The sequence below is a fragment of the Methylomonas rosea genome, assembly GCF_024505055.1.
Lineage (GTDB): Bacteria > Pseudomonadota > Gammaproteobacteria > Methylococcales > Methylomonadaceae > Methylomonas > Methylomonas rosea.
Window position 1 is genome coordinate 1 of the sequence record NZ_JANIBL010000123.1, and the last position, 2,664, is coordinate 2,664.

At 50.2% G+C, this 2,664-nt stretch carries 3 protein-coding genes; all 3 read right to left on the reverse strand.

Annotated elements, in window-relative coordinates:
- Positions 1-99: zinc ribbon domain-containing protein (locus NP589_RS21825; RefSeq protein ID WP_371929702.1), on the reverse strand; the 99-nt coding region annotated here is incomplete at its 3' end.
- An 81-nt stretch (positions 100-180) separates the two neighbouring features.
- Positions 181-873: a glycine-rich domain-containing protein gene (locus NP589_RS21330; RefSeq protein WP_256608776.1), complete on the reverse strand. Its 693-nt coding sequence runs from the start codon at positions 871-873 to the stop codon at positions 181-183.
- Between the two features lie 112 nt (positions 874-985).
- A partial coding sequence (locus NP589_RS21335) for a restriction endonuclease subunit S (RefSeq protein WP_256608777.1) occupies positions 986-2,664 on the reverse strand: 1,679 nt, incomplete at its 5' end.

Sequence of the window (2,664 nt, forward strand, 5' to 3'; positions counted from 1 at the left end):
TTCAATATACTCCTGACTCTGAACCGAACAATCAACCAAAACCTCGATTGCTTCCCCGCAATACGGACACTGAATAATAGTGGGTTCTAGGTTGTGCATGATTTCATCCGCTAGTGGAAATTGATGACCGTACCCATGGTAATACACTTTCTTGTGTCTAGCCTATGAGATAGAACAAGCTCAATCCCCTCCGCCACAGCCCCCACCGCAGCCGCCATCGCCACCAGCGTCAGCGCTGCCGCTATCGAACCAATCGCCGAAGCCGTCGGTTGAGCCGTCGAAATCGGCGCTATCAAAATCGCCTCCGCAATAAGGCGTACCGCTGCTGTTATCGCCTGCTGCTCTTAGCGCCCGGCAGTCCGGCGCATAGACAAAACCGTCGGCGATGTTGAGTTTTTTGTCGATGGCAAACAGCAGCGGCAGGCGGCTGGGTTGGCGGGGATTGATGTTTTCCTCACGGCAGCTTAGCCACCAGATGCGGCGCAGACCGCTGTTGTTTTGTTTGTTCCGGCTCAACACCACCGCCGGAGTGTGATGCAGAAAGCCGCCGAAGGCTTTTTTGCAGAAGCTGTCGTAAAGGCGGGTGTACAGAATCAGCTCGTGCCAGAGATCGTCGGTCACTTGCGACGGCATGGACACATAACGGCAACCGCCCTGCAAGTAAGCCAGGAAAAATTGCCGCAAGGCCCGGCCCACCAATTGGCAATCTTTCAATGCCAGTTCCGGCCGGCGCTTGCGGAGTTTTTCGTAAAGAGCCGGCGGAAAGGTGTAAGTGCGGATATAGTCGGCGCGCACGCTAAGCCGCCAGCATCGCCACAGCAGTGTCAGTAATAACAACAGCGTGGCGATGATGGCCAGGGCGGCAAGCTTCATGCGGCTAGTTCGCTGGCCGGTAACAACGCTTCGCGCAACACGGCTTCCAGCAGCCGGCGGCTGTCGGTGGCAGTGCTGGTGAGTTGGGTTTCCAGTTGGTCGCACAGCGTCATCAGTTCATCGACTTTGGCGACGATGCGGTGTTGTTCGGAAATATTGGAAGCAGCTTGAATTTTGAAACGCCAAACGCTGGTTGAGCAGTAAACTGAACAATATTTTCCAGTTCATTTTTAAAATCAGGCGATTTCAAAACAATGATTAGAAATTGCCAACTCATTTTAGGATTTGGAGTTATTTTGAGCAAATTCGCCGGAATAATACCTGTCGGCATGTAAGGTGGATAAATTCCAACCTTTCCATAGCTAGAACCAATTTTGGCTACTAGAAGGTCGTTTGCATGAACAGCACTTCTTTTCAATTCAGTAAACTTTTTTTCATTAACTTTTCTCAGAGAACTAAGCTCAAAACCTTCATTAATATTTGAAATCGTAATAACTGGGAAAGTACCATCTGGATCGTAGTCTGATATTTTCAAGTTGGAACCAAAAGGACCATCTACGATTGCATTTTCTACTGCAGCACCAAAATCCGCTACGCATCCACTCCCCCAACCAATCGGCATAGAAACATCAGTTTTCGGTTCAAAACGTTCTTCATTACGTCTTGGTTTACGGATAAGTCCTTGCCTGATTAATTCGATCTTTTCGTTTCTTAGAGATTCAAGGTGCTTGTCTGCCGACTCCTCATTCGGGTCTTGGGGAACCAGTTTTCCGCGCACGGCGAGGTTTAGGATGGTTTGGCGTAGTTGTTTGATGTGGGCCGGGCGGGTGGTGAGGCGTGGTAGGTTTTCCAATACGAAATACACATTATCGAAGCCCGTCGTCCCGGCAGAGCCTGCCCCGGTCAGGGAATGCCGGGGGATTGCCGGGAGCCAGTTTACAGGGAGGTAACCCGGTGGGGCTTCCGCAATCTTAGCGGGTTGTTTAGCTTGGATGGTGGCAGGTGTTGTGGGCTTGGTGTTGCTCTCGTCCCTGAAGTCTGGGTCCCGGCAATCCCTGCCGGGACGACGGCTTTGCTCAGACTGGTTCAATTTGTTGAGGCTGGCGGCCACCAGTCGGTCGCGGCTTTGTTCGCGCTCGGTTTGCGCCGCCTGCAACTGGTCGCACAGCACCATCAGTTCATCGACTTTGGCGACGATGCGGTGTTGTTCGGCGAGGGGCGGAAGTGGTAATAAAATGTTTGTTATTGATTCACGGTTTAGTGTAGCGCCTTTAATAGCATCCTTAGTGTTACCTTCTCTGGAGAACTGTGGCAGCACCATGAAGAGATATTCATCTAATGCGCTTAGATGAGGGCGAATTGAAATGATCGCTTCATTGTGAAAAGCAGGAATTCCGAGCCTAGCAATCTTCCCAATCGTTAATTTAAAACTCATTATGATTGTGCCAGCACCAACAGGGTCAGAGCTGAAGACTTGAGTTTTAGCTTTTTCACTAATTGTTTCTTTAGTCTTGAATATTGTCTCGCCGTCCTTCATGTCAGCGATACTGATCCAAGCATACTCGCCAGTGTTCCAGAAACTTAAATCGTGACGTGATGGTGTCCGTCCGGCAGAAAAATCAGCAACTTCGCCAAAACGAGTCCAAACCCAACTTTCTGGAGACTTGAAAAACTGCTCATCAACCGAAACCTCTGGTAGCCCTAGTTGCTTTTTGATTTCGCCAGATTGTACCAGCAGGGCCTTCTCCATCTTAATCTGCTTCAACAACTCGGTCGCCGGCTCATCATTCT